The 23,205-nt window shown below is 68.0% G+C and carries 31 protein-coding genes; 22 read left to right on the plus strand and 9 right to left on the minus strand.

Annotation, left to right across the window (positions count from 1 at the left end; translation table 11 throughout):
• From QOC69_RS24105 to QOC69_RS24115, 3 genes are all read right to left on the minus strand, one after another.
• Positions 1 to 514, minus strand: a 514-nt coding sequence (locus tag QOC69_RS24105) for a serine hydrolase (RefSeq protein ID WP_526444342.1), incomplete at its 3' end; no start/stop codon positions are given.
• Positions 511 to 1,008, minus strand: a complete 498-nt coding sequence (locus QOC69_RS24110; protein WP_526444399.1) for a peroxynitrite isomerase — start codon at positions 1,006 to 1,008, stop codon at positions 511 to 513. The genes QOC69_RS24110 and QOC69_RS24105, both read right to left, overlap by 4 nt.
• Before the next feature lie 42 nt (positions 1,009 to 1,050).
• Positions 1,051 to 1,689 carry a class I SAM-dependent DNA methyltransferase gene (locus QOC69_RS24115; RefSeq protein ID WP_526444401.1) on the minus strand — a complete coding sequence of 213 codons (639 nt, stop codon included), beginning with the start codon at positions 1,687 to 1,689 and terminating at the stop codon, positions 1,051 to 1,053.
• Between the two features lie 178 nt (positions 1,690 to 1,867).
• On the opposite strand from QOC69_RS24115, the gene QOC69_RS24120 reads away from it, so the two are divergent.
• The 4 genes from QOC69_RS24120 to QOC69_RS24135 all read left to right on the plus strand — a co-directional run bounded on the left by QOC69_RS24120 (position 1,868) and on the right by QOC69_RS24135 (position 6,312).
• Positions 1,868 to 3,028 (plus strand): FAD-dependent oxidoreductase, encoded by a 1,161-nt coding sequence (locus QOC69_RS24120; protein WP_526444344.1) that lies wholly within the window; start codon positions 1,868 to 1,870, stop codon positions 3,026 to 3,028.
• A gap of 79 nt (positions 3,029 to 3,107) precedes the next feature.
• The gene (locus tag QOC69_RS24125) at positions 3,108 to 4,301 is read left to right on the plus strand and encodes a PP2C family protein-serine/threonine phosphatase (protein WP_526444346.1); all 1,194 of its coding nucleotides are present in this window, start codon (positions 3,108 to 3,110) and stop codon (positions 4,299 to 4,301) included.
• Complete coding sequence (locus QOC69_RS24130) at positions 4,298 to 5,875, plus strand: sensor histidine kinase (RefSeq protein WP_526444348.1); 1,578 nt, start codon at positions 4,298 to 4,300, stop codon at positions 5,873 to 5,875. Before QOC69_RS24125 ends, QOC69_RS24130 begins: the two co-directional genes overlap by 4 nt.
• Positions 5,872 to 6,312: a response regulator gene (locus QOC69_RS24135; RefSeq protein WP_526444350.1), complete on the plus strand. Its 441-nt coding sequence runs from the start codon at positions 5,872 to 5,874 to the stop codon at positions 6,310 to 6,312. Before QOC69_RS24130 ends, QOC69_RS24135 begins: the two co-directional genes overlap by 4 nt.
• On the opposite strand, the gene mrf is transcribed toward QOC69_RS24135, so the two are convergent.
• Complete coding sequence (mrf, locus tag QOC69_RS24140; protein ID WP_526444352.1) at positions 6,281 to 7,492, minus strand: ribosome hibernation factor-recruiting GTPase MRF; 1,212 nt, start codon at positions 7,490 to 7,492, stop codon at positions 6,281 to 6,283. The genes QOC69_RS24135 and mrf overlap by 32 nt on opposite strands.
• A 111-nt stretch (positions 7,493 to 7,603) precedes the next feature.
• On the opposite strand from mrf, the gene rpmB reads away from it, so the two are divergent.
• From rpmB to QOC69_RS24165, 5 genes are read left to right on the plus strand one after another with little or no spacing between them, the layout of a single operon-like run.
• Positions 7,604 to 7,840, plus strand: a complete 237-nt coding sequence (gene rpmB / locus QOC69_RS24145) for a 50S ribosomal protein L28 (RefSeq protein ID WP_526444354.1) — start codon at positions 7,604 to 7,606, stop codon at positions 7,838 to 7,840.
• Positions 7,840 to 8,004, plus strand: a complete 165-nt coding sequence (gene rpmG, locus QOC69_RS24150; RefSeq protein ID WP_526444356.1) for a 50S ribosomal protein L33 — start codon at positions 7,840 to 7,842, stop codon at positions 8,002 to 8,004. The genes rpmB and rpmG overlap by 1 nt, the downstream gene beginning before the upstream one ends.
• Positions 8,005 to 8,006: 2 nt before the next feature.
• Positions 8,007 to 8,312 (plus strand): 30S ribosomal protein S14, encoded by a 306-nt coding sequence (gene rpsN, locus QOC69_RS24155; protein WP_526444358.1) that lies wholly within the window; start codon positions 8,007 to 8,009, stop codon positions 8,310 to 8,312.
• Positions 8,312 to 8,572 (plus strand): 30S ribosomal protein S18, encoded by a 261-nt coding sequence (gene rpsR, locus QOC69_RS24160; protein WP_526444360.1) that lies wholly within the window; start codon positions 8,312 to 8,314, stop codon positions 8,570 to 8,572. The genes rpsN and rpsR overlap by 1 nt, the downstream gene beginning before the upstream one ends.
• Complete coding sequence (locus QOC69_RS24165; RefSeq protein WP_526444362.1) at positions 8,569 to 8,940, plus strand: hypothetical protein; 372 nt, start codon at positions 8,569 to 8,571, stop codon at positions 8,938 to 8,940. The genes rpsR and QOC69_RS24165 overlap by 4 nt, the downstream gene beginning before the upstream one ends.
• Here QOC69_RS24165 and QOC69_RS24170 read toward each other — a convergent pair whose 3' ends face one another.
• Positions 8,941 to 9,300 (minus strand): hypothetical protein, encoded by a 360-nt coding sequence (locus tag QOC69_RS24170; protein WP_526444364.1) that lies wholly within the window; start codon positions 9,298 to 9,300, stop codon positions 8,941 to 8,943. It abuts the gene before it with no gap.
• Between the two features lie 151 nt (positions 9,301 to 9,451).
• Between QOC69_RS24170 and QOC69_RS24175 the strand changes: the two genes are divergently transcribed.
• The 7 genes from QOC69_RS24175 to QOC69_RS24205 all read left to right on the plus strand — a co-directional run bounded on the left by QOC69_RS24175 (position 9,452) and on the right by QOC69_RS24205 (position 15,308).
• Positions 9,452 to 9,925 (plus strand): SRPBCC family protein, encoded by a 474-nt coding sequence (locus QOC69_RS24175; protein WP_526444366.1) that lies wholly within the window; start codon positions 9,452 to 9,454, stop codon positions 9,923 to 9,925.
• Between the two features lie 65 nt (positions 9,926 to 9,990).
• Complete coding sequence (locus QOC69_RS24180; RefSeq protein WP_526444368.1) at positions 9,991 to 11,091, plus strand: alpha/beta hydrolase; 1,101 nt, start codon at positions 9,991 to 9,993, stop codon at positions 11,089 to 11,091.
• Positions 11,092 to 11,149: 58 nt separating this feature from the next.
• Positions 11,150 to 12,157, plus strand: coding sequence for a DUF4129 domain-containing protein (locus tag QOC69_RS24185; RefSeq protein WP_526444370.1), 1,008 nt, complete (start codon positions 11,150 to 11,152; stop codon positions 12,155 to 12,157).
• Positions 12,154 to 12,639: a hypothetical protein gene (locus tag QOC69_RS24190; RefSeq protein WP_526444372.1), complete on the plus strand. Its 486-nt coding sequence runs from the start codon at positions 12,154 to 12,156 to the stop codon at positions 12,637 to 12,639. Before QOC69_RS24185 ends, QOC69_RS24190 begins: the two co-directional genes overlap by 4 nt.
• The gene (locus QOC69_RS24195) at positions 12,636 to 13,610 is read left to right on the plus strand and encodes an ATP-binding protein (protein ID WP_526444374.1); all 975 of its coding nucleotides are present in this window, start codon (positions 12,636 to 12,638) and stop codon (positions 13,608 to 13,610) included. Before QOC69_RS24190 ends, QOC69_RS24195 begins: the two co-directional genes overlap by 4 nt.
• Entirely contained in the window at positions 13,607 to 14,857 is a 1,251-nt protein-coding gene (locus tag QOC69_RS24200; RefSeq protein ID WP_526444377.1) for a DUF58 domain-containing protein, read from the plus strand. Before QOC69_RS24195 ends, QOC69_RS24200 begins: the two co-directional genes overlap by 4 nt.
• A 1-nt stretch (position 14,858) precedes the next feature.
• Positions 14,859 to 15,308: a hypothetical protein gene (locus QOC69_RS24205; protein ID WP_526444379.1), complete on the plus strand. Its 450-nt coding sequence runs from the start codon at positions 14,859 to 14,861 to the stop codon at positions 15,306 to 15,308.
• A 4-nt stretch (positions 15,309 to 15,312) separates the two neighbouring features.
• Here the strand turns inward: QOC69_RS24205 and QOC69_RS24210 are convergent, their stop codons facing one another.
• A complete protein-coding gene (locus QOC69_RS24210; protein ID WP_526444381.1) occupies positions 15,313 to 16,800 on the minus strand; it encodes an RNA polymerase sigma factor in 1,488 nt (495 codons plus the stop codon).
• 129 nt (positions 16,801 to 16,929) lie between these two features.
• A complete protein-coding gene (locus QOC69_RS24215; RefSeq protein ID WP_526444383.1) occupies positions 16,930 to 17,052 on the minus strand; it encodes a hypothetical protein in 123 nt (40 codons plus the stop codon).
• A 184-nt stretch (positions 17,053 to 17,236) separates the two neighbouring features.
• Between QOC69_RS24215 and QOC69_RS24220 the strand changes: the two genes are divergently transcribed.
• Together QOC69_RS24220 and QOC69_RS24225 are read left to right on the plus strand one after the other, a co-directional pair.
• Complete coding sequence (locus tag QOC69_RS24220) at positions 17,237 to 18,061, plus strand: acyl-CoA thioesterase (RefSeq protein WP_526444385.1); 825 nt, start codon at positions 17,237 to 17,239, stop codon at positions 18,059 to 18,061.
• A gap of 70 nt (positions 18,062 to 18,131) precedes the next feature.
• Positions 18,132 to 18,977, plus strand: coding sequence for a rhomboid family intramembrane serine protease (locus QOC69_RS24225; protein ID WP_526444387.1), 846 nt, complete (start codon positions 18,132 to 18,134; stop codon positions 18,975 to 18,977).
• Between the two features lie 3 nt (positions 18,978 to 18,980).
• Here QOC69_RS24225 and QOC69_RS24230 read toward each other — a convergent pair whose 3' ends face one another.
• Entirely contained in the window at positions 18,981 to 19,358 is a 378-nt protein-coding gene (locus QOC69_RS24230) for a hemophore-related protein (protein ID WP_526444389.1), read from the minus strand.
• A gap of 324 nt (positions 19,359 to 19,682) precedes the next feature.
• On the opposite strand from QOC69_RS24230, the gene QOC69_RS24235 reads away from it, so the two are divergent.
• A complete protein-coding gene (locus QOC69_RS24235) occupies positions 19,683 to 20,615 on the plus strand; it encodes an alpha/beta hydrolase (protein ID WP_526444403.1) in 933 nt (310 codons plus the stop codon).
• A gap of 66 nt (positions 20,616 to 20,681) precedes the next feature.
• The gene (locus QOC69_RS24240) at positions 20,682 to 21,134 is read left to right on the plus strand and encodes a type II toxin-antitoxin system Rv0910 family toxin (RefSeq protein WP_526444391.1); all 453 of its coding nucleotides are present in this window, start codon (positions 20,682 to 20,684) and stop codon (positions 21,132 to 21,134) included.
• Here the strand turns inward: QOC69_RS24240 and QOC69_RS24245 are convergent.
• Positions 21,131 to 21,787: an O-methyltransferase gene (locus QOC69_RS24245; protein ID WP_526444393.1), complete on the minus strand. Its 657-nt coding sequence runs from the start codon at positions 21,785 to 21,787 to the stop codon at positions 21,131 to 21,133. The genes QOC69_RS24240 and QOC69_RS24245 overlap by 4 nt on opposite strands.
• 229 nt (positions 21,788 to 22,016) lie before the next feature.
• On the opposite strand from QOC69_RS24245, the gene QOC69_RS24250 reads away from it, so the two are divergent.
• Positions 22,017 to 22,637: a DUF6636 domain-containing protein gene (locus QOC69_RS24250; RefSeq protein ID WP_526444395.1), complete on the plus strand. Its 621-nt coding sequence runs from the start codon at positions 22,017 to 22,019 to the stop codon at positions 22,635 to 22,637.
• Positions 22,638 to 22,640: 3 nt separating this feature from the next.
• Positions 22,641 to 23,205: esterase (locus tag QOC69_RS24255; RefSeq protein WP_526444397.1), on the plus strand; the 565-nt coding region annotated here is incomplete at its 3' end.

Genomic DNA, 23,205 nt, shown 5'->3' on the forward strand with positions numbered 1-23,205 from the left:
GGGCGTACTCGCTGTCGTTCATCCGCTTGAGGTCTGGCTTCGGGCCGGTGGCGAACGGCACGCCCGCGCTGTGGGTCATCACGTGCCGGATCGTGGTGCGGTCCTTGCCGTGGCTGGTGTAACTCGGCAGGTACTCGCACACGCGATCGTCGAGCGAGAACGCTCCGCGTTCGACGAGCATGTGCACGACGGTGGTCGTCATCGCCTTGGCCGCCGAGTACACGCAGAACGGTGTCGACGTCGTCACTGGCACCTGCTCGGCATCCGCTGGGTCCTCCGGACCGTTGCCCCAGCCGTGCCCGATCGCCCGGTTCAGCACGACCTTGCCGTCGTGCCGCAAGCAGACCTGGATGGCCGGATGCATGCCCGCCCGATACCAGTGCCGGGCGGCCTGCCAGATCCGCTCGACGGCGGCGGGGTTGATCCCGGAGTGGTCCTCGTCGCCGACCGCGGTCACGGCGTCGAGGTCGGTGGGGACGCGAATCCTTCCGTCGGATCTGGACTGGCCGGTCATGCCTGCTTCCTGCGCAACGTCGCGGTTAGGTGGTGTTGCAGCGGTTGGCCGACGGCACCGAGGCGCAGCGTGTAGACCAGCTCGTCACCGTCGACGCGGATCGAACGGCCAAGGGCGGTCACGTCCTTCGCCGACGCGGTGAGTCCGATGGTCGTCGCGGTCAACTCCATCTCGATCGTCGCGCCCTCGACCCTCAGCGTGCCCTCCTGGATCTCGGTGATGCCGGTCGGATGCGCCAGCACCCATTCCACCCTGCCGGGGGACGGCACCCGCACGTAGCCCACCTCGGCGTGCAGTGGCCTGCCGGGCTCGGCGTCCCCGGCGTCGGCCCTGGTGCGCTGGCCGTAGGCGAGGAACGGCTTGCCGACGTGCGCGAAGGTGACTTCCTCGAGGTAGCCGAACGACGGAATCGTGGGGTACTCACCGCTGCCGTGCCCGGCCCATGTGCCCAGCAGGGGAGCGAGCACGGCGATGCCGGGATGCAGATCGACCACGAGCGTTAGGGTACGCACCAAGCCACGATCGCCACGCGTCGTTTAGGGCTTGTTCCCGAAGGTGATCAGGTCCGGGATGAGCTTCGTCCAGACCGGTCGCTGGACGCGATGTTGCTCGAGGATGGTGAACCCGGCGCCTTCGAACAGCGCCCGCACCTGCGCAGGCGACGGATTGTGCGCGGGATTGAACCGGCTCTCGGACAGCCAATGCAACGCCAGCGGCGCCGCAGGGCTGATCGTCGCGACCGCCGCGAGACCGCCGGGGGCGAGAACCCGGTGGAACTCGGCCAGCGCCGCGGGTTGGTCGAAGAAGTGGAACGCCGACGTGGTCACGATGGCATCGAGGGCGCCGTCGTCGAAGGGGAGCTGCTCGGCAGGCCCCTTCAACCACTGCACCTGCGACGAGCGCGCCTTCGCCTGGGCGAGCATGCCGTCGGACATGTCCACCCCGTACACCTGGTCGGGATTCAGTTCGCGCGCGATGCGGTCGGCGAGAATGCCGGTGCCACAGGCGATATCGGCGACTCTGCGAGACCCAGCCGACTTCAGCTGCGCGACCACCTCGTCCTGCGCAGGGCGATAGACCCAGCGCTGAAGAAACTGGGCGTCGTACGCTGGCGCGGCGAAACTCCAGAACCGTGTGATGGCTTCGTTGAAGCCCCTGCGTCGTACCTCCGTCACCGAACCATCCGAAGTCATGTCGTCAACGCTACGCCTGGACTGCGGAGTCAATGGCCGGTCAGATGGCCGGTCAGATGGCGGCCGCATCCGACCCGGATAACGAAGAGGAACGTGTTACGTTCTGCGAAATACGGCCGGGCATCACGCGCGTCCCGACGTGTCGTACCAGGAGGTTTGCGTGAGCGAGGTTGCCGACCAGAGGACTACGAACCCTAAGCGCATCGTCATCGCAGGCCTCGGCGACAGCGGCGTGCTCACGGCGATCCGGCTCGCCCGGCACGCCCCGGATGTTCAAGTCGTCGGCATCTCGGCCAAGCCCGCGTTGGTGAGCGGCCAGGAACTCGGATGGCGGATCAGCCGCCCCGACCACTGGGCCCGGCACAATTGGATCTCGTTCGACCAGTTCCGGGGGCTGGATCGGGTGCGAACCGTCCACGGCATGCTGACGGGAGTCGACCTGTCGGACCGGACCGTCGCGGTCCGCCGCGACGACGGCTCGACGCTGGACGAGGAGTACGACGCCCTGATCATCTCAACGGGTGTCACCAACGGATTCTGGCGTCAGCCGACGTTGCAGTCCGCTGACGAGATCGGCGCGGAGCTGCGTGCGGCACACGATCGGCTCGCGGCCGCCACGTCGGTGGTCGTGGTCGGCGGCGGCGCCGCGGCCGTCAGCAGCGCGGCGAACATCGCGAGAACATGGCCCGGTACGCGTGTCGATCTCTACTTTCCTGGCGAGCGCGCGTTGACCCAGCACCACGCGCGAACGTGGGACCGGGTCGAACGTCGACTGGCCGAGGCAGGCGTGGTGCTCCATCCCGGCCACCGCGCCAAGCTGGCGGACGGATTCACCGGGGAGCAGATCACCAGCGACCCGATCGAGTGGAGCACCGGACAGCCGCCGTCGTCCGCTGACGCCGTGCTCTGGACGATCGGACGGGTGCAGCCCAACACCGGCTGGTTGCCAAAGGAACTGCTCGACCAGCACGGCTTCGTCCGCGTCACCCCTGAGCTCCGGGTGCCCGAACACCCCGGCGTATTCGCGGTCGGGGACGTCGCCGCCACCGACCCGCTTCGAAGCTCGGCCCGCAACAGGGCCGACGGGCTGCTGGCCCACAACGTCCTCGCCGAATTCGACGGCAAGCCGATGCGCTCGTATCGGCCGCCGAAGCGGCGTTGGGGTTCGGTGATCGGCATCCAGCGAGACGGGCTCGAGGTGTTCACCCCGAACGGGCGTGCCGTCCGGTTTCCCGCATGGTCGTTCGAACGCGTCTTGATGCAATGGATCGTGCGGCGGGGAATCTACCGCGGTATACGTGACGCCGAGCCGCATGCGTGAGTACCACACGTTTGGGCAGGCGGAGCTGGGTATTGTCGACCCATCGTCACTAGATCCGTCATCAGATCCCCGCGAGCCGATGTCCCTCGTCGGCCCCGGCTCTGACCCCGCCGCGCCCCAGCAGCCGTTGTCGCTGCTGTTGGTCGAGGACGACCGTGGCGACGCCCTGCTGGTGGAAGAGCTGATCGCCGACGCCAACGCCGACATCCGCGTGGTGTGGGTCCGGTCGATGGCGGACGCCGAGCGCGAACTCGCGGACGGTCGTACGGACTGCGTGCTGCTGGACCTGAAGCTGCCCGACGCCAACGGGATCAGCGCACTGGACCGCATCGCCAAGCGGGACGACAACGTGCCGGTCGTCGTGCTGACCGGACTGAACGACGAACACTTCGGTATATCGGCGGTGGCCTCCGGCGCTCAGGACTACCTGGTCAAGGGGCTCGTCGACCCCGAGATGCTGCGCCGCGCCCTGCTCTACGCGATCGAACGCAAGCGCGCGCAATCCATCGCGGCGGAGCTGCGTGCGAGTCAGTTGACGGCCCAGGAGAACACGCGCCTCGCGCGGGGACTCCTACCCACCCCCCTCCTGCTCGAGAACCCGGGTGTCGACATCGTCGCCCAGTATCGGCCCCGACACCAGAACGCCCAGCTCGGTGGTGACTTCTACGATTTCGTCCAGACTCCGGACCGGACGGTCCACGTCATGGTCGGTGACGTCGCCGGACATGGTCCCGACGCCGCCGCGCTGGGTGTGGCGCTGCGGATCGGCTGGCGGGCGCTCACCTTCGCCGGTCTTCGCGGCAATGAGCGAATGCGGCAGCTCGAGCGGATACTTCTGGCCGAGAGCCCAGCCAGCGGCATCTTCGCGACGGTGCTCAGCGTGGCTCTCGCCCCAGACAGCCTGCGCTTCAACGCGGTCCGCGCCGGTCACCCCGGAATGTTGTGGCACGGGCCGAACACGGTCGAGTGGCTGGAACCTCCGGCCGGGCCCGCCCTTGGCCTCGGTGGCACGGAGTGGCCGCTCAGCGAGTTGGAGCTGCCCGAGGGCCACGGGCTCCTGCTGCTCACCGACGGCATGTTCGAGGGGCATTCCGGTGAGGGCAACGAGCGCCTCGGCGAAGCCGGCCTGCTCGACCTGGCTCGCTCGCTGGCCGCATTGCCCGGCCCGCAGTTCGTGACCGCCCTCATCGACGGTGCCGAGAAGCGAGCCAAGGCACACGGCGGCCTCAGCGACGACATCGCGGTGGTTCGGGTGGAACGCACGGCCGGATGACCAAGTCGCAGCGCGGGTTTCAGCTCACCGTGCAGGGCTGGCAGAACCTGGTGCTGGCCGTCATGGGCATGGTGGTGTTCGCGGGGGCGGTGACCGGGTCGGTGCTGCTGAACCGGACCGACGACGTCTCGCGCGAGCTGATCGACGACATCCAGCCGTCGCGGGTGGCCGCCTACCAATTGCAGGCCGCCCTTGGCGATCAGGAGACCGCCACCCGTGGATACGCGATCTCCGCCGACCGGCAGTTCCTCGACCCGTATTACGACGGACAACGAGCCGAGAAGGTCGCCGCCGACACCATCCGCCAACGCCTGGCCGACCGACCCGACCTCATCGCCGACGTGGACGCCATCCAGCGGGCGGCGGAGCGCTGGCGCAGCACCTACGCCGAGCCGCTCATCGCGAGCATCACGCCAGGTGCCCCAGGGGTGATCGACGGCACGACCGTCGATCGGGGCAAGACCGAGTTCGACGGCATCCGGTTGCTCTTCGGCGTGCAGAACCAGCATCTGGTCACGGCCCGCGGGGATGCGATCGGCAAGCTCGACCAGGCGCGCGGCTGGCGCGACCGGGTGTTGGTGGCCATGGTTGCCACGTTCCTCGTGATGGCGATCGCGTTGGCGATCCTGGTGCGCAGCGCGATCACGCGCCCCTTGGCCGCGCTTGCGGCGGCGTGCCGGCGTATCACCGAGGGGAACTTCGACGAGAAGATAACCCCGCACGGCCCCAAGGACATTCGTCGCATCGCCACCGACGTCGAGAACATGCGGCAGCGGATCGTGGCAGACCTCGCAGCGTCGCAGGCGGCGCGCGAGCAGCTGGACGAACAGACCGTCGAACTTCGGCGATCGAACGCCGAACTCGAGCAGTTCGCCTACGTGGCGTCGCATGACCTGCAGGAGCCGTTGCGGAAGGTCGCGTCGTTCTGCCAGCTGTTGGAGAAGCGGTACGCCGACAAGCTCGACGAGCGCGGTATCGAGTACATCGGCTTCGCGGTCGACGGCGCCAAGCGCATGCAGGTGCTGATCAACGACCTGCTCACGTTCTCTCGCGTCGGCCGGGTCAACACGACTCAGGACGACGACGTGAGCCTCGACGTCACGCTGGACGCCGCGTTGGGCAATCTGGCCGCGGCGATCGAGGAGTCCGGCGCGGAGATCGTCCGGCCGGCACCGCTGCCGACGGTCGTCGGGGATCCGACGCTGCTGACGAGGCTGTGGCAGAACCTGATCGGCAACGCGGTCAAATTCCGCCGCGACGGTGTCGGGCCACGGATCGTCGTGGAGTGTGAACCCGGCACCGGTGAGCTTGACGGCGAATGGCTGTTCAGCCTGGCGGATAACGGCATCGGCATCGCCGAGGAATTCGTCGACAAGGTCTTCGTGATCTTCCAGCGCCTGCACGGCCGCGACGACTACGGCGGCACCGGTATAGGGTTGGCGCTCTGCAAGAAGATCATCGAATACCACAGTGGTGCGATCTGGATCGACACGTCGTATACCACGGGAACCCGCTTTCACTTCACCCTGCCCGCCAAGGAACCAGCGGCCGTTCTGGAAGGATCACGGGAATGACACCTGTTGGCCGGGCGATTGACGTGCTGCTCGTCGAGGACGATCCGGGCGATGTACTCATCACCCGGGAAGTGTTCGAGCACAACAAGATCACGAACACCCTGCACGTCGCGAGCGATGGGCAGGAGGGCTTGGACTTTCTGTACAAGCGCGGTGACCATGTCGACGCGCCCCAGCCCGACCTGATCCTGCTCGACCTGAATCTACCCAAGTACGACGGACGCCAGCTGCTCGAGCAGATCAAGTCCGACGCCAACCTCTGCCACATCCCGGTGGTCGTGCTCACCACCTCCTCCGCGGAGCAGGACGTCCTGACCAGCTACAAGCTGCACGCCAACGCCTACGTCACCAAGCCGGTGGACGTCGACCAGTTCATGGGCGCGGTCCGCCAGATCGACGAGTTCTTCATCCAGGTGGTTCGCCTTCCGCAGTCCTAAGGGTCGCACGCGCGACGGCTTCGTCCCCCGCAGTGTCCGACGAATCCGTGCACGGGTCCTCGTGCCAGTCGCCGAACGGATCGGGGTGGTCGTTCCACGCGTCGGGGTCGAGCATCTCGGCGTCGGTCAGCAGCGCACCCGCCAGGGCGCCGCGAATCTCGGCGGGGTCTGCGCCGCAGACTAGGACGGCCATCGCGGTGTGCCGGTCGCCGAAACGCTGGTCCCACATCAGGTCTGCGAACGCGCGCCGATCGGGGTTCACGTAGGCGCTCTCCTGGGCGGTCATGGCGGCCAACCACTTTCCGGCCGAGCTGACTCGTAGCCCGCCTCCGGCCGACTCGAGCCACATGGCCTGCTCGGGCCTGCCCGACAGCCATAGCCTGCCGCGGGCGCGGATCACCCCGTCGAGCAGGAGGTCGATGGCCGCATGCAGGCGCTGGGGATGAAACGGCCGCTCGGCATTGAACTCGACAAGCGCGATTCGTCCGTCGGCGTGCAGAGGGGGCTCGCCGGCCAGCAGTGGTTGGTGCGGATCGTCGCTGCGGCCGCGCCGCGCATCCGGCTCCAGACGCGCCAACGCCTGCTCGAAGTGCTCGACGCCGACCGTGATCCTGGCCCGCGGGGCCAGCCGTCGCAGTACCGCCAGGGTCGCCGGTTCCGGCGTGGTGAGCACCAGGACGTCGGCGAACTCGGCCTGACCGACGACGACCTGCGCGACGGTCCGCCCGTCGTTCAGTGCGTCGTCGCCGAGTGCGCGCCCCAGCCACGTGGCCGAGTCGACGCACGTCACCACGCCTGCGATCTCCACGTCGCGCACCGCCGGGCCGTCGGCGTAACCGGGACCGACCCGGACGCGCACGTGGTTGATCGCCCAGCAGATCGGTTCGGCCTCCAGCCACGGCGCCAGATGTACGACGATGCGTTCGACGTCCGCGCGGCGATGCAGGGTCCGCAGCAGCACCAGCAGGTCGTTGCGGATGGTGCAGGCGACGCAACCGTGAGCCAGTTCGAGAGCCGTCTCGGCCGACACGAGCACGCCATGTTGAAGGTTGATCGTCGTCCGCCTGACCACGTGGCCGTCGAAGCGCTGCTCCACCACCAACGTTCCCGGGCGCAGCAGTGCACCCGCCACCGAGTCCGTGTCGCCTTGGCCCGCCACCAGTAACACCGGAGTCCGCATGACCCTCCTATTGGGAATGATTTTCATTAAGCCGTTCGCTACGGTACAGTCCCCACCGACGCTTGTCGAAAATGATTTTCAATAAGGCCCGAGCGGAAGGGAGTCAGTCGGTTGTCCGCGAGGTGTCAGATCACCGGCCGTGCAGTCGGTTTCGGTAACAAGGTGTCGCATTCGCACCGCCGCACCCGTCGGAGGTGGTCACCCAACATTCAGCACAAGACGTACTACCTGCCGTCGGAGGGTCGACGCGTCAAGCTGCGGGTCAGCGCCAAGGGCATCAAGGTCATCGACCGCGACGGCATCGAGGCAGTGGTGGCCCGGTTGCGCCGCGATGGGCAGCGGATCTGATGGCGCGCAACGAGATCCGCCCGATCGTCAAGCTGCGCTCCACCGCGGACACGGGCTATACCTACGTGACCCGCAAGAACCGGCGCAACGACCCGGATCGGCTGGTGCTGCGCAAGTACGACCCCGTCGTCCGCCGCCACGTCGACTTCCGCGAGGAGCGCTGACCATGGCCAAGAAGTCGAAGATCGTCAAGAACGAGAAGCGTCGGGAGGTCGTGGCCCGCTACGCCGAACGGCGCGCGGCGCTCAAGGAGGTCATCCGGATACCGACCAGCTCGGCCGACGAACGATCCGCTGCCCTTGCGGAGTTGGCCAGGCAACCGCGGGATGCCAGCCCGGTCCGGCTGCGCAACCGCGACGCCGTGGACGGGCGGCCCCGCGGCCACCTGCGCAAGTTCGGGCTGTCCCGTGTGCGGGTGCGCGAACTCGCCCACGGAGGCCACCTCCCCGGTGTGCGGAAGGCGAGTTGGTGATGGCGAGGCAAATTCCACGACCCCGCCGTACCGCCCCCGTACCCAGGCGGGCCAAGAAGAGCCAGTTCAAGACGCTCGGCGTGACCGAGGTCGATTACAAGGACACCGCTGCGTTGCGGTTGTTCATCTCCGATCGCGGCAAGATCCGGTCGCGCAGTGTGACGGGGCTGACGGTCCGCCAGCAGCGCCAGGTGGCGATCGCGATCAAGAACGCCCGCGAGATGGCGCTGCTGCCGTACTCGCCTGGTGCGTCGCGGTGACCGACCGCGCCTTCACGTTGGTGGTGTGCACCGGTTGTACTGCCGCACATGGAATCTCGGTGCTGAACGAGCTGCGCGCCACGATCCGGCGGTGTCCGCACGGGGTGCTGGTCGCCGCCGGTTGCATGCTGGGCCCGCTCACGTGCGCCGCCCGCCCCGACGGCCCCGGTGTGCTGGTGCTGCTGCAGCCCTGCTCGGCTGAACGCACGCCGGTGGGCCAGGCAACGTGGGTCGGTCCGATCAACGGTCGGCACGACGCGGCCGACGTCGGCGACTGGGTGCAGCGCGGCGAGTGGAGCCTCGGTTCGCTGCCGCAGCATCTGCGCCCGGCGCTGAACCGGATGCGTCACGCAGGCAGCCGGAACTGATTAGAGCGGGATGAACCGCTCGCTGTTGAGCTCGTGCCACAACCGGCGGCAGGCAGTGCGCAGGCGTCGGCGGGTCGGGCCCTCCGACATGTGGTCGATGAGGTCGAAGTCCGCGATGACGTATCCGTCCTTCGCGCGATGCCACACCTCTGCCAGGCACAGCTCCACCGCGGCCATGGTCGTCACCCGGCCGGGCGCGATCGCGTCGAGGGCCTCATCGGAGACGAACGCCGGACACGTGGTGTGCACGGTGTGGTCGACGGCGCGGACGTGAATCTCGAGTGCCATGGGCGTCAGCACGGGGCCCTTGCCGCGCTCGCGCAGCGTCTCGACCTCGGCGTAAACGGCGTCGTCGCGCATACCGAAATTATAGAGGTAACACCGACGTAACACTGAATTTACGGCACTTGGATTCTGGGCCGATCCGGCGGGGGCAACTTTGCCGCCCGGTAGGGTTCCCCTCACATCACACCGCCGGAGGCGGTTCGGCAATCGAAGCCCGGGAGGCAGCATGTCGGGGCGCACGTTCACGTTCGAGATCAATCGGACCAGCAGTGCACCGGCGGCAACGCTGTTTCGGCTCGAGACCGACGGCGCGCGCTGGGCGGACTGGGCCAAGCCACTGATCGTGCAATCCAGTTGGGAGCAACAGGGCGATCCGGCTCCCGGCGGGATCGGAGCCGTCCGCAAGGTCGGGCTGTGGCCGGTGTTGATGCGGGAGAAGACCGTCGAGTACGAGCAGGACCGCCGGCACGTCTACAAGCTGATCGCGCCGTCGACACCCGCCAAGGACTACCAGGGCGAGGCCGTCTTCACCCCTAACGCGTCGGGCGGCACCGATCTGCGATGGCGTGGATCGTTCACCGAGGGCGTGCCTGGCACGGGGCCGATCATGCGCGCCGTCATGCGGAGCGCGATCCAGCTCATCTCGTCGCGGCTGATCAAGGCCGCCGAGCGCGAAACCCGCATGGGCCCGACGAACTGAAGCGCGTCGCTTCGCTGGTTGGCGTCAGCCTGGCGACCGTTCTGGTCGTCGGCCCCGCACTCGGCGTGGCCGGGACCTTCCTTCACCACCTGCCCTATGCCGGCCTGGCGACGGCGTTCGTCTCGCCGGTGATGTCGTGGGTGATCGTCGCCGCGCTGGCCGGGGCAGCGCTGGCTTGCTACCTCTGGTTGGGGAGTCGCGGCCGCTTCCCGGCCGCGCTGGTCGTCCTGGCCTTGCTGACCGTGGCGGGCGGCTCGATGGTGACCGCGCGCATGGTCGCCGCCGTCGAGAACGCCGGAGCCGACATCGACCTCGTCGAAACGTTCGACGTCTGGTCGAAGCCGACGGTGGAACCGGACGTCGAGGCGACCTATGCGACGTTCGACGGAGAACCGTTGCAGCTCAGCATCTATCGGCCACCTGCCGCTGACTCCGCACCCGTGCTGGTCTTCATCCACGGTGGCGGCTTCGTCGCGGGCAGCCGGGACGCGCACGGCCCGGACTTCCGGTGGTTCGCCGATCGGGGCTGGCTGACCATCAGCATCGACTACGGGCTGTCGTCAGCAGACCAGCACCTGTGGGACGTCGTGGATCAACAGATCGGCTGTGCGCTGGCGTGGGTGAGCACCAATGCGGCCAAGTATGGCGGCGACCCCACCCGGCTGTCGCTGAGCGGCGACTCCGCAGGCGGAAACCTCGCCATCAACACCGCGTACATGGCCGCGAACGGCACGCTGAAGTCGTCGTGCGGTGGGCCGCGACCCGTGGTCTCGGCGGTCTCGGCGCTGTATCCGGTGGTCGACGTGGCCGGCTTCTACGACAACGGCGATCTCGCACTCGGCGCTGTCTCCCGCGACATGGCTGGCGCATACACCGGCGGGTCGCCAACTGACTTCCCCGAGCAATACGCGGCCATCGCCTCGGCCACCCACATCGGCCCTGCGGCGCCGCCGACGCTGATCCTGATGGGCGCGGCCGACCACCTCGTCCCGACCGAAGGGACGTATCGGTTCGCCGACCTGGCGCGGGCGGCAGGAGTCGACGTCGAATTGGTGGCCGTGCCGTACGCGGACCACGTGTTCGACGGGCGGTCGGGCAGCATCGGCCAACAGGCCTACCGGCAACTGACCGCAAAATGGCTGCGCGATCACGGCCAGGCGCCCTGACGAACCGCCTACTATCAGGCACATAGCGGCCGCTCGCAGCGCCGCTAGGAGGTCTGCGATGGCGCGCCGGACGGACGGGAATCACTCCGCCTCGACGTCCGCTACCGGTCAGGCCGTCTGGCTGGCGGTCCTCGTCGTCGTCGCCGCGGTGGCCTTGCGCGGCTACATTCCCGGCGTCGAGGAACCGGCGCCAGAACGCAGCACCGAGAGCCCGGCGGCGACGGGGCTGGTCATCGGATTGCTCGTGGTCTCGATCGCGATCGCCGCGGCCGCGGTCATCTCGCGGTTACGCAACCGGAAGGTCCCCGCCGCGGGCGGCATCGACCTGCCGGTCATGGCTCGCGGCAAGGGGTCGCGACCGACGTGGCGAATGCTGGTGATCGCCTTCGCCGTGGTGGTCTTGTGGCTGCTCGCCGTCATGGCCCTCAACCGCCTCGGCGCGACCCTGCGTGCAAATCCGCCCGCCGCGACCGTGCCAGGCTCGATGCCGTCTGCCGCCCCGACTCCGGACCCTGGGAACGCGGCGCCGCCGCGGACCGAAGAACCGGCAGGGGAGTCGAACCTGTTGGGGTACTTCTACGTCGCCACCGTGACCTTCCTGCTCATCCTCGTCGTTGGCGCGCTCGTCGCCGCCCGCAGGCAACGCCGCGCCGTGCAGGTCGCGCCACCGGACGAGCAGCGTCACGACGGCGGCGTACCCGACGTCGCGTCCGAATCACTAGCCCGCGCTGCGGAAGTCGGCCTCGCCGAGGTCGGTGACCTCAGCCGCGAACCTCGTAAGGCGATCATCGCGTGCTACGCGGCGATGGAAGGGGAGCTGTCCCGCGTTCCCGGCGCGGTGCCCGAGGACTTCGACACCGCCTCCGAAGTGCTGGACCGCGCCGTGGCACACCACGCGTTGGGACCGGGCAGCGCAACGCAACTGGTGGATCTGTTCGACGAGGCGCGGTTCAGTTCGCACGTGATGACCGAGGCGCATCGTGACGCGGCGGTGCGGGTGCTGCAACGGGTCCTGGCCGAACTGCGCAGCGGCAGTGTGACCACCGATCTGCGGAGCAGCGTGTGATCAAGTTGGTGGTCGCGGGCATCGGCGTGATCGTTGGCGTCGCGGCGCTTTCCCTGTCACTGCCCGACCGCCGATTCATTCCGTGGATGGTTGGCGCCGTGACGGCGATCGCGCTGCTGACGGTGCGCTGGGTGCTGGCGCGCGAGGTCCGGACCGCGGTCGACGACACCACCGCCCGCGATCCTGGCGAGACCCTGCGACGCTGGTTGGCGCGGACCGAAAACCTGGTGCAGCGGGCGGAATCCAGCCGATCGGACTGGGACAAGCACCTGCGGCCCATGCTCGCGCGACAGTTCGAACTCGCTTCCGGGCAGCGAAAGGCCAAGGATCCGCGGGCATTTCACGCAACCGCGGTGATGGTCTTCGGCGCCGAACTCTGGGCGTGGGTCGATCCGGACAACGTGGACCGATCGGGCGGACTCGAGCCAGGACCCGGCCGGGCGGTGCTCAACGACGTGCTGGAGCGATTGGAGCAGATATGACCGAACATGCCCAGGCGGCGACCACGACCGCAGCCAACTGCGAAGCCGTGCTCGACGAGATTCAGCGCGTGGTGGTGGGCAGGCGCGCGGCGCTGACGCTCATCCTGACCGCGGTGCTGGCCCGCGGACACGTGCTCATCGAGGACCTGCCGGGGCTGGGCAAGACGCTCATCGCACGGGCGTTCGCCGCGGCGCTCGGCCTCGACTTCAAGCGGGTGCAGTTCACCCCCGACCTGCTACCCGCCGACCTGCTCGGCTCGACCATCTACGACATGCAGTCGGGGCGCTTCGAGTTCCGCCCCGGCCCGATCTTCACCAACCTGCTGCTGGCCGACGAAATCAACCGAACCCCACCCAAGACGCAGGCGGCGCTGCTGGAGGCGATGGCCGAGCGCCAGGTCAGCATCGACGGCGTCACGCACCTGCTGCAGCCACCGTTCGTCGTCCTGGCCACCGACAACCCGATCGAGTACGAGGGCACCTATCCACTGCCCGAGGCCCAGCTCGACCGCTTCATGATCAGGCTGGAACTGCGCTATCTGTCCGAGGCCGAGGAGTTGTCGATGTTGCGTCGCCGCATCGATCGTGGGTCACCCGAGCCGGAGATCGGTCAGGTCATCGATGTGCACGACCTGCTCGCCATGCGCGAATCGGTCGAGCAGGTGACGGTGCACGACGACGTTCTGCGCTACGTGGTGTCACTGGCCGCCGCAAGCAGACAGCATCCCCAGATCGCGGTCGGCGCCAGCCCGCGCGCCGAACTCGACATCGTCGCACTCGCCCGGGCCCGCGCGCTGCTGCTCGGTCGCGACTACGTCATCCCCGAGGACGTCAAGGCGCTCGCGGTGCCCGCGATGGCCCACCGGATCACCCTTCGCCCCGAGATGTGGGTTCGGCAGGTGCGCAGCGTCGATGTGGTGGAAGATCTGCTGCGCCGTGTGCCGGTGCCGAGAACCCGCGGCGCGACGTGAACGACGCGCGCTCGACGAGTGTCGAATTACGCTGGCAAACATCGGAATTGGCACTCGCCCTGACCACCTGCGCGGCCGTGGCGCTGGCCTGCGCGGTGCTGGGATCGGCATGGCAGCTGGTCGCGTTCGCGGCGCCGCTGCTCGGCGTCCTGGTGTCGATCCGGTGGCAACGCCCGGTGCCCGCCGTGCACGTGCATGCCGATCCGGGCGTGCTGCGCTGCTTCGAGTCCGAGCAGGTGCGACTCGCGGTGTGGGCGACGGCCGACGACGGGTCGCCGGTGGAACTCACCGTCGCGGCACCCGACGGCATGGCGCTCGACATCACGACGGATCAGGCGGGCCGGCTGGAGATCACAGCGTCGGCCGACCGTTGGGGCCGCTATCCCGTCGTCGTGCGGCTTGGCGTGCTGGCGCGCGGCGGAATGCTCGCGGGCACCGCGACTTTGGCCGCGGCCGACGTCTTCGTGTTCCCGATCGCGCCCGCGCAGGCGACCGCGCTGCCGCGCACCGAGCTACTCGACCGGCTCGGCACCCACCTCACCAGACACATCGGTCGGGGCGTCGAGTACGGCAACATCCGCACCTACGTGCCCGGTGACCAACTGCGCACCGTCAACTGGCCGGTCAGCGCCCGGCGCGGCACCCTGCACGTGACCGAACGGCTGAGCGAGCGCGCCGCCGACGTTGTGGTGCTGGTCGACTCGTCCGACCAGCCGCGGGGCCCGGCGACGGAGGTGACCGAGCGGACCGTGCGAGGTGCCGTCCAGGTCGTGCAGCACGCGTTGCGCAGCGGCGACCGGGCAGGCGTCGTCGTCCTCGGTGGCAGGCCCCGCTGGCTCGGCATCGACATCGGGCGCAAGCAGTTCTACCGGGTGCTCGACGCGGTGCTCGGCGCGGGTGACGGCTTCGAGCAGACGACGGGAACCTTGGCGCCCCGCGCGGCCGTACCGTCGGGCGCCATCGTGGTCGCCTTCTCGACGCTGCTGGACACCGACTTCGCGCTGGCCCTCATCGATCTGTGCCGGCGTGGCCACGTGGTGGTGGCGGTCGACGTGCTGGGTGGGCCGCCGTTCGAGGTGGAGCAGGACCCGCTGATCGCGAGGATGTGGGCGTTGCAGCGTTCGTTCATGTACCGCGACATGGGCACGGTCGGTGTGGACGTGGTGTCCTGGCGCGACGACAGCCCTCTGGATCACGTGATGCATCTGGTGCCCGATCACCGGCGCACCGTCTCGGGACGGAGATGACGTGCCACCCGCAACGATGAGGGCAGGACGTGCCCTGTCCACCGCATTCGGACTGATGATGGTCGCCGCGACCGCGATTGCGGCAGAGGGGCTTTCACTCGTTGCAGCGGCACTCGCGGTGGTCGCGGTGGTGCTCGGCATCCGGTTCGCCGGGGCCGCAACCCTGGCGGTGGCGACCAGCGTGGTGGTGGCCCTGCTCGCCGAAGCGCCGCCGATGAGTACGGCGTTGGCCGGCCTGGCCGCCGCCGCATATCTGGTCCTACGCCACTCTGGCAGCGTTGAATCCGTCGTCACGACGCCGACGGCCGTTGGTGCGCTGGGTCTTTCGGCCATCGGGTTGGGCGCGACGGCGATCCCACTGAGCGTGCCGTGGTTGCCACTGGCCGCGCCGGTGGCGGTACTGGTGATGTACGTGATCGTCGTTCAGCCGCTGCTGGCTGCGCGCCGCTGATCGGTCAGCTGAAGACGGGCCCTCCGCCACCGTTGCATTCTGGGTTCTGTGGCGGGCAGTCCGGACCCTGCTGCTGCGGTGGCACCTTCGGCATGCTGACACTGGGCTTCGTCTTGGGAGTCGACGGCTCGGGCGGCGCCTCGGGCGGTGGTTCGACGTTGGGCAGCGGCACCGTCTCCTCCTGGCTCGGTTCGGTGCGCTTGGTCGTCGGCTTGGGCCGGGTGGTGATCGGCACTTCGGTCGACGGCTCCGGTTCAGCCGTGATCACCGGCTCTTGGGTGGGGCCGGAATCGTAGGTGGTGGTGGGAGCGATGACGATCGCCGCGGTCGTCGTGATCATGGCGGGCGGCAGCATCGACGGGGTGTCGCTGGGTGCCGGGCGTTCGGCGATCGATGGCGTGGTGGTGATGATCGTGCTCGTCACGGACGGGGTCAACGGGCCGGAATCGTCGGCGGGACCCACGCGGAACGCCGCCGGTGTGGCGAGGACCGCCGCCGCCCCGCCGACACCGAGCAGGACCAGGGCCGCACCGATCCCCACGCGTCCCCGGCGATGCGTGGACGTGGACTTTCCCGGTGCCGTGGCGGCGCGGTTCTGGTCGACCCCGTTGTCGTCGAAATCGCGTGGTGGCCACCAGGACTGGTCGTCCTCGGGAGCGGTGCTCTTGGCCCCGTGCCCGGGTACGTCGACCACCGCCCGGTCGAGGGTTTGCTCACGCAACCAGGCCGGGGCGGGGATGACGACCGGGGCGGCGCCGAGTAGGGCCGCCGGGCTGACCATCCGGGCGCGGTCGTCCTCGCAGACCTCGCAGCCGTCGATGTGCCGGGCCACCCGTTTGCGGATCAGCGGCGTGAACTGGCCGTCCCACTGATCCAGGATGGCGGCCAGTTCGGGGCAGCGTCCTGGGTCGGCCTTGGCGCGTCTGCACAGCAGCAGCGCGCCGAGCGAGCGCGCGATGGTGTCGCGCAGACGTTCCACCAAGGTATTGGCGTTCTTGGGCGTGACGCCGAGCGCGTCCGCCAGTTCGGGGCCGTCGAGACCCTTGCGGTAGGCCAACTCGAGCACGACGCGATCGCGGTCGCTCAACCCGCCGCTGGCATCGGAGATCAGGTCGGCCAGCTCATTGCGTGCCGCCAGTGTGGCCATGTCCGCTTCGCCGCTGGGCATTTCGGGGAATTCCTCACTGAGCTGTTCGCGCTTGCGGGCGCGGATCCGGGCCAACGCCTCGGACCGGGCGATCGCGTACAACCAGGACCGCAGCCGGTCGGGTTCGCGAAGTTGGACCAATTTGGTTGCCGCGGTGACGAACACGTCCTGTACGCAGTCCGCGGCGGCCTCCCGGTCGCGCAGCATGCCGACGCAGAAGTCGTGCAGTCGGTCGGCGTACCGATCGTAGATCTCGGCGAACGCCGATCGGTCGCCCACCGCGGCAGCGCGCGCGAGTGTCGCGTCATCGAGAGCGCCCATCGACGACGTTGCGAAAGAAGTCATCGATCCACCCCCGAAGCGAATCTGACGTTCGCCAGGATCATCATCGTCGTTGCCTCCACGCCGTGTAGTGAATTGGACAAGTGGTGGGCGGGGCGTTGCTAGATGCGTCGCGCCTGACCCATACGGGAGCTACCGCGGGCTGAGCGCCGGGTGCGGGGTGACCTTCGTGACCACCCGGTAGTAGCCGAAGTCGGTGGCGACGAGCCGGCGGAAGGTGGTGGTGTTGGTGTTGGTGTTGGTGTTGGTGTTCACGAGGGTCTCCCGTTGGTTTGGCCGCGGCCCGTGCGCCGCGTTCACAGGTAGGAGCGACCGGCAGGCAGGAATCCCTCACTTTTTCCAGAGCGTTTCCGCAGAAGTCCTTGCAGATGGCATCCGCGCAGGTCAACGCCACCCTCAGGGCCGCGACGGTGGAGATCTCCGCTAAGCTCGCCCTTCGATGACAGGTGTCAAGTCCGCGGGCTCGCAACCCGGTGTGGACGAACGAAGCTGGATTGCCCGCTTGCTGGACTTCGGTCGTGACGGTGACGTGTTCGTCGCACCCAACCCGGCCAGCGGCCCGAGTAAGAGGCTGTTCGGCGGTCTGATCGCCGCGCAGTCGCTGGCTGCCGCGGGCGCCACGGTCGAACCGGAGAAACTGCCGCAGTCGCTACACCTGTACTTCGTGCGCGGCGGCGAGTACGGCGTCGACGTCGAACTGCAGGTCGAGCGCACCCGCGACGGTCGCTCCTTCGACACCCGGCGGGTGACCGCGATCCAGCACGGCAAGACCATCCTCGAGATGATCGCGTCCTTTCACCACCCCGAGCCCGGCGCCGACTGGCAGCCGCCGGCGGTGCCTGCCATCGAGTTCGACGACTCCGTGCCCAAGATCGCGGGTCTGGAGTTCGCCGAGCGCTTCGACATCCGCACCACGGCCGGTGATGAGTCGGTGTTCGCGGTGCCGCCGTTCTGGATCAGGACCAGGGACCTCATCGAGGACGATCCGCTGATCCGTGCCTGCACGCTGACCTTCATGTCCGACTTCGGACCGGTGCCGGTCGCGAGACCGCCCGGTACGTCATTGAACGCCGAGGGCGCCTACGCAGCCAGCCTCGATCACGCGGTGTGGTTCCACCGGCCCTTCCGACCCGACCAGTGGCACCGCTACGAGGTGCGCTCGCTGAACAACAGCGACGCCCGCGGCCTGGTGGTCGGGTCGCTCTACGACGGTTCCGGCGCGTTGGTGGCCAGCACCAGTCAGGAAGCGTTGTGGCGGTTCTGACCGACGACGGGAAGCGGCGTGCGGCGACGCCCACGTGCGTGCCGTCGGCTCGGGCTGCCAGAGTAGAGGTGTGAGCACCCCGTACAACCCGGTGTCGGGTACGGCGCCGAGCTGCTACCGGCATCCCGGACGCGAGACCTACATCAGCTGCAACCGTTGCCAGCGTTACATCTGTCCCGAATGCATGCGATCAGCTGCGGTCGGCCACCAATGCGCCGACTGCGTGAACGAGGGCGCTCGCACCATTCGGCAGCCGACGACCGCGCTCGGCGGTCGGATGACGACCAAGCCGATGGTCACGTATGTGTTGATCGCGGCCAACGTGGCAATGTTCGTCGTGCAGATGGCGGCGCCCGAGTTCGAGAAGCAGTTCTTCCTCTGGCCGAACGGTGTCGCGCACTACGACCAGTTCTACCGGCTGCTGACGTCGGGCTTCCTGCATGCAGGCATCACGCACATCGCGTTCAACATGGTTGCGCTGTACTTCACGGGGCCGGCTCTCGAGCTCGCCTTGGGGCACGCGCGCTTCCTCGCCCTGTACGTCCTGAGCCTCTTGGGCGGCTCCGTGCTCGTCTATCTCTTGACGCCCGTTGGAACGCCCACCTTGGGTGCCTCGGGTGCGATCTTCGGACTCTTCGGGGCGTCGTTCGTGCTCGCGCGCAAGCTGCAGTTCGACATCCGGGGCATCGTCGGGCTCATCGTGATCAACCTCGTCATCACGTTCGTCGCTCCAGGCATCAGTTGGCAGGGGCACATCGGCGGGCTGCTGACGGGCGCCGCGGTCGCGGCGGCCTTCGCGTACGCGCCGCGAGCGAATCGGACGTTGATTCAGGCCGGGTTCTCGGTCGCGATGCTCGCGGTGTTCGCGGCCCTCGTGTGGTGGCGCACTGCCGCCATTGTCACGGGCGTCGGGTAACCGTTAGGGACTCGGCGGCGCCGCGCAGCGGTCCTTCAGGTCGACGAGCGGCTGCCGAATACCGATCATGTCGCTCTTGACCTGCGGATTCGCGGCCATGTAGTCCTTCATCTTCGCGGCCACCTGGGCACGCGACAGGCTGCCCAGACTCGAGACGTAGTTGTTCACGTCCGGATGGGTGAACAGGTAGGCGGACGTCGCCGCCGAGACGCCTGACCGGACGCCCTCCAGATCGGCGGCGCTGCAGTTGGGCGGGTCAGCCGCCGGGTCCTGGTCGGCCAGCGCTGACGGGATGCCGCCGAACAGGGCCGCGCCCAGCAGCCCGCCGACGATGATCGTGCCGCTTGCCAGCAGCCGCGTGGTGCGCTCGGAGAATGGCATTGACTTGCTCCTTGTCTGTGTGGTCCGAGTTTGCCGTGGCGGTAGGCGCCCGGCTGGCCCCTCAAGGGGATTCACAGGTCATTGGGGTGCGGTTCACAGCCCACGATGGGCGGGTTCACATCCAGCCGTGGCAGGCGGTTCGCCGAACACCTTGATAACAAGGCGATTACGGGCGGCGTGGCCCGGCTCGCGCCGATCCGGCCCGCTGCTAGCTTTCGGGTAACTCGACACGTGAGAAGGGGTTGACCGGTGGTGATGACGGGCGTTCAGAGGAGTCGGCGCGCATGGGTGCGCCGGTTGACCACCGCCGTACTGGCCGTCGCGATGGTCCCCGGACTCGTCGGCATCGCCGGGCCCATACCCACGGCGGGGGCCTACTCGCGCGAAGGCCTGCCGGTCGAACAGCTGCACGTGCCCTCACCGTCGATGGGCCGCGACATACTCGTCGAGTTCCAGGGCGGCGGCCCGCACGCCGTCTACCTTCTCGACGGGTTGCGCGCGCAGGAGGACGCGAGCGGCTGGGACATCAACACCGCAGCCTTCGAGTGGTACTACCAATCCGGCTTGTCGCTGGTGATGCCCGTCGGCGGACAGTCCAGCTTCTACTCCGACTGGTACCGCCCCGCAGTGGGCAGCGCGGGCACCGTGACCTACAAGTGGGAGACGTTCCTGACCCAGGAACTGCCGGGCTGGCTGGCGGCGAACAAGGGCGTTGGGCCGACCGGCAACGCGGTGGTGGGGCTGTCGATGGCGGGCGGCGCGGCGTTGACACTGGCGATCTGGCATCCCGCGCAGTTCATCTTCGCGGGCACCTTGTCGGGTTTCCTCAATCCGTCACAAGGCCTGTGGCCCACCATGATCGGCTTCGCCATGAAGGACGCAGGCGGGTTCAACTCCACCGACATGTGGGGGACGACGAGCGATCCGGCCTGGCGCCGCAACGATCCGATGGTCAACATCGGAACCTTGGTGGCCAACAACACCGCGGTATGGGTGTACTGCGGCAACGGCAGGTCGTCGGACCTGGACGCCGGCGGTGACTTCGGCACCATGTACAGCGCTCAGTTCCTCGAGAACATCACCATCAACACGAACAAGGACTTCCAGAAGAAGTACGTTGCCGCCGGTGGGCGCAACGCCGTGTTCAACTTCCCGAACGACGGCACGCACAGCTGGGGCTACTGGGGTGCCCAGCTTCAGGCGATGAAGCCGGACCTGCAGCGGGTGCTTGGCGCCACGCCGCCGCCGCCCGCGTAGTCCGGGGGAGCGGTCGCAGGCTGAGCCGTCGGGTTGCGCGGCGTCGACATCGGGTAAGGATGATTCATGGCCAGCGTCGACGTCTCGGTGTCCTCCGACCTCTCACCCGAACAGGCGTGGAAGCTGGCCTCGAACCTGCACCGGTTCGACGAGTGGCTGACCATCTTCGGCGGTTGGAAGAGCCCGGTGCCCGACGTCATCGAGAAGGGCACCAAGGCGTCGTCGCTGATCAAGGTCAAGGGTTTCCGCAACACCATCCACTGGGAGGTCACCCGGTATGACCCACCAAAGCGGATCGAGATGCGCGGCAACGGCCGTGGCGGCGTCCGGATAGCCCTGGAGATGACCATCACGGACAACCAGCCAGGGTCGACGTTTCACCTGGTGGCCAATCTTTCTGGGGCACTGCTGAACGGGCCGGTTGGGTCCATCGTCGCGAGAATCCTGCGCGCCGACGTCGAGCGGTCCGTGCGGAACCTGGCCGCGCTGCGCGCCGACGCGGTGGCCCCCGACTCCTAGACCCGGCAGCTGATCTCCATGCTGTCGGTGTCCCTTGCGAGGAAGTTGACGCTGACGTACCCGTTGGCCGGCTCCCGCACGTAGTCGAGGTACGGCTGGGTGTCGGGCATGTTGGTGTTGTCGGCGACGATCAGGGTGCCAGGGGACAGTCTCGGTTCGAGCAGCTTGATCACCGGAAGGTAGAACTCCTTCCAGCCGTCGAGCAGGACGAAGTCCACCGGGCCGTCGAGCGTGGCGAGGGTCTGCAGTGCGTCGCCCTCGAGCACGGTGATGACGTCGGAAAGGCCGGCATCGGCGAAGTTGCGCGTGGCCGTCGCGATCTTGGCTGCGCTCAACTCCGTCGTGACGAGGCGACCGCTGCCGTTGTCCTTCACGGCGGACGCCAGGTGGATGCCGGAAAGGCCCAGCGACATGCCGAACTCCACGACCGTCTGCGGACGCGTGGCCCGAACCAGTGCGTAGAGCAGTCGGCCGGCTTCCGGCGTGACGGGCATGTAGATGTCGCTGAGCGCGTCGGCACGCTCCTGCGCCGTCGCGTTCTCCAGGTCGGCGAACCGGCCGCCCCCCTTGCGCAATGCCGACATCTGCTCCTGGGACTCGGAGTACATCCGGTCCAGGGCCGAGGCGATTCTGGTGTCTGTAAGCGTGGTCATGTCTTCGACGCTACGCGGCGACGCTTTGCGCGTCCGGTGTCCCTTTTGCTCAGTTCTCGACGAATACGACGTTGTCCGTCAGCGGCGCGATCCCCATCGATTCGTCCACGGCCGCGCCGAGGTCACTGCGTGTCTCCCTTCACCGGTCGCCAAGATTCCTCCGAGCGCCCCAGCACGCTTGCCATCACAGCACCCAAACGTGCTCGACGAAAAGGGAGGGCGACACGACATGAATACACGATCTCGCGCGACGGCCATCGCACTGCCGGGTGCGCTGTCGGTCGTCGCACTGGCGGCGGTGATGCTGACCGGTTGCTCGGGGACCGGTTCGACCGCCGTCCACGCCACATCGGAGGGCCCCGCAACGTTGGCACCAATGACATCGCCTTTGGTGCCGACGACGGCACCGGTGTCCGCATCGACTCCAAGCGCGACACCGACGGTGACGGTGACGGTGAATGCGCCTGCACCGTCGACGGTGGTGGTGGCGCGACCCGTGTCGACCGGCCCGTTCCAGTCACCATCGGGAAACATCAGCTGCACGATGTTCGCGTTCGACGGCCAGAACAGTGTCCGGTGCGAGATCGCCGACTACAGCTGGGTGGCCCCGCCGCCATCGCCGGACTGCCATCTGAGTTGGGGCTCCCGATTCAAACTGGAGCAGGGCGGCGCAGCCGTCTTCGACTGCTCCGGCGCGGAACTTCCCACTCCGGAGCAGACGCTCGCCTACGGCGAGACCCGGTCACTCGGCACGATCACGTGCGACAGCGAGCCCGTGGGAGTGACATGCAGCGACAGCAGCACCGGGCACTACTTCCGGGTTTCCCGCGAGACCTACGAACTCGGCTGACCGATGACGACTCGGAACGTCGTGATCACACTCCTGGGCACGGCCGTGATCGTCGGCACCGCGGCATGCGGTGTGTCGAGCAGACCGATCGCGATCACGCTGATCTCCCCGAGTGCGACCACGTCGATTGCCACCCCGACCTCCCCGACGACCGCACCATCGGCATGCACCGACCTCGGCGGAACGGTCGGGCAAGACCAGACCTGCCAGGTCCACACCGCCACCTCCGACTACACGCTGGACTTGAGCTTCCCGGTCGACTACCCCGATCAACGGGCAGTCACCGCCGCCCTGACGAAGCAGCGTGACCAGTTCATCGACCTGGTCGGCGAGAGGCCACATCGCGATGCTCCGTACGCGCTCGCCGTCACGGGTAGGACGTACCGATCGGGAGCGCCGGCCTCTGGCACCGAAAGCCTGGTATTCGAGGAGTACTTCGACACCGGCGGCGCCCATCCGGAGACGTACTACGAGTCACTGAACTACGACCTGGGCAGGGCCGCCCCGATCACGTTCGACACGCTGTTCGAACCGGGTACCGACCCGCTCGGGGTGCTTGACCCGATCG

The sequence above is a fragment of the Mycobacterium sp. genome, from assembly GCF_032162105.1.
Classification (GTDB): domain Bacteria; phylum Actinomycetota; class Actinomycetes; order Mycobacteriales; family Mycobacteriaceae; genus Mycobacterium.